This is a genomic window from Longimicrobium sp. (genome assembly GCA_036389135.1).
Taxonomy (GTDB): Bacteria; Gemmatimonadota; Gemmatimonadetes; order Longimicrobiales; family Longimicrobiaceae; genus Longimicrobium.
Map to the genome: position 1 here is coordinate 1 of DASVQP010000082.1, position 2,433 is coordinate 2,433.

At 66.8% G+C, this 2,433-nt stretch carries 2 protein-coding genes; both read left to right on the forward strand.

Translation table 11 applies throughout. The features are described from left to right. The coding region (locus tag VF584_19235; GenBank protein ID HEX8212318.1) for a S8 family serine peptidase at positions 1–1,672 on the forward strand (1,672 nt) is incomplete at its 5' end. A gap of 408 nt (positions 1,673–2,080) precedes the next feature. Continuing rightward, a partial coding sequence (locus VF584_19240; protein ID HEX8212319.1) for a hypothetical protein occupies positions 2,081–2,433 on the forward strand: 353 nt, incomplete at its 3' end.

Consider the following 2,433-nt stretch of genomic DNA (forward strand, 5'->3'; position numbering starts at 1 on the left):
CGTCATCAACAACTCGTGGGGCTCCAGCGGCGACTTCGACCCGGACGACCCGATCAACGTGGCGTCGCGCCTGGCGAACGAGCGCAACATCGTGGTCGCCTTCGCGGCGGGCAACTCGGGCTCGGCTCCGGACACGCACAACCCCTACGCCAAGGCCCCCTGGGTGATCTCGGTGGCGGCGGGCACCAAGGCGGCGACGCTGGCCGACTTCTCCTCGCGCGGCCGCACCGGCGGCGCCCGCACGGTGACGTCGCAGAGCGGCGAGGTCATCACCTGGCTCGACGAGCCGTCGATCACGGCGCCGGGCGTGGACATCTACTCGGCGTACTCCCCCACCGGCGTGCTGGGCGCGCTGGGGCCGGATACGTCCAATCCGTTCTACACCGTCATGGAGGGCACCTCGATGGCCTCGCCGCACGTGGCGGGGATCGCGGGGTTGATGCTGGAGGCCAACCCGCTGCTCACGCCGGACCAGGTGAAGCAGATCCTGCGCGAGACCGCCACGAAGATGCCAGGGATGGAGGCCTTCGAGGTAGGCGCGGGCTACGTGAACGCCTACGCCGCGGTGCAGAAGTCGTTCGACCTGGCCACTCCGTTCGGCAAGACGCTGACGGTGGCGACGGTGCCGGCCACTGTGCGTGAGGACGTGCTTTTCGACAAGACGTTCGACTACACGCCGGCCTCGCTGCCGGGCGCGTACAAGCACTCGTTCACGGTGGCGCCGGGCGCGAGCCTGCTGGAGGCGAAGATCGAGTTCAAGGGAATCCAGGTGCCGGCGTACGGCACGGTGGGCAACCCGCTGCTCTTCGACGTGTACGACCCCAATGGCAACCGCTACATCGCCTTCGACCTGTATTTCGCCGAGAACGGCACCACGCGGCTGGTGATCGTGGTGAACGACCCGATGCCGGGCACGTGGACGGCCGAGGTCAAGGCGCTCACCCCGCTGGGGAACGAATCGGGGAACTTCGCCACCTTCCCGGACCAGGTACACGAGACGGAGATCCTGACCTTCGTAACCCCGCCGCACGTGGCGGACATCCAGGGGCACGCCGCCAAGGGCGCCATCGAGCTGGCGCTGGTGAACGGGTTCCTGGGGCTGTGCAGCAACAGCTCCTTCTGCCCCAACAAGGAGCTGCGCCGGGCCGACCTGGCCCGCGGCTTCACGCAGTTCGGCTCGATCCGCCAGAACCTGCCGCTGGGCGGCGCCAGCACCTTCAGCGACGTGTCCGCGGCGGAGCGGCCCTTTGTGGAGGCGGTGGCGGCACGCGGCGCCGCCATGCGCGACCGTGAGCACCGCTACGCCGGCGTGATGGAAGGCGCGGGTGGCAGCTTCGATCCGCACGGCAAGATCCTCCGTGCCGGCCTCGCGAAGATGCTGGTGCGGGGCATCGGCGGCGACGCCGCGGCGCTGGCCCACACGGGCGACGTGACCTACACGTACAACGGGCAGACGTACGTCATCGCCGACCAGGACCAGATCCCCGCCGCTTCGCGCGGCTACGTGCACGCGGCGATCAACTCCAACATGATCAACGTGTACGCGGCCGTCGAGCAGGGGCCGTACGACCTGACGCCGGCGCTGAAGTTCTACTTCAAGCCGGCCAGCACGGTGACGCGCGCGGACGCGGCGGTGGCGATCTCGCGCTATTACGCGCAGTTCTTCAAATAAGGCAGCTCGAACGGGGGCCGGCGAGGCACGGAGATTCGCTCTCCGTGCCTCGCTTTCGTTTGCACGCGAGCCACGGCGAACAGCATCACACAGAGAACACGGAGGGAACTGCAAGACACGGAGAACCACTTTACTTCCTTCTTCTTACCTTTCCCCTCTGTGGCTCTGTGTGAGATTCCCTTCTGTGTCAGAAGGATGTAGCAGATATTGAACCATTTCAGTGACGCTGCATTAGAACGGTGAAGCGGTTTCACTATTTTGATGCAACGCGCGGCGGCGCCCCGGGGAGTGAAAATCGCAAGTTGTTTGATGGATGATGGTTAGCTCTAAGGGAAGTTTGGCTGCACACGTGCATTAAGAGGGGCCAGTCCCGCAGGAACCGTTCGCCTCCCAACCTTGGAGCCCCTGATGCACCTGCCGATGATCCGGCGACTGTTCGCGCCCGTAGCGGCCCTCCTTCTGGCAGCGGCCCCCGCGTTCGCCCAGAGGATCGATCCCCAGCTCACCCGCACCTTCGGCAGCCTGCCGGCCGGGCGCACCGCCGAAGTGATCGTCACCTTCGACGGCAACTCCGCGCCGGCCGTCGCGGACCTGGACGCGCTCACGGCGGTCGGGATCAAGGGCGGCATCACCTTCCGGTCGCTGCCGATGGCCGCCGTGCTGGCCACCAGCGAGCAGGTGCAGGCGCTGGGCCGCAACTCGCGGGTGCGCTCGGTGTTCCTCAACAAGCGGCTGACCTACTTCAACTACGACGCGCGCCA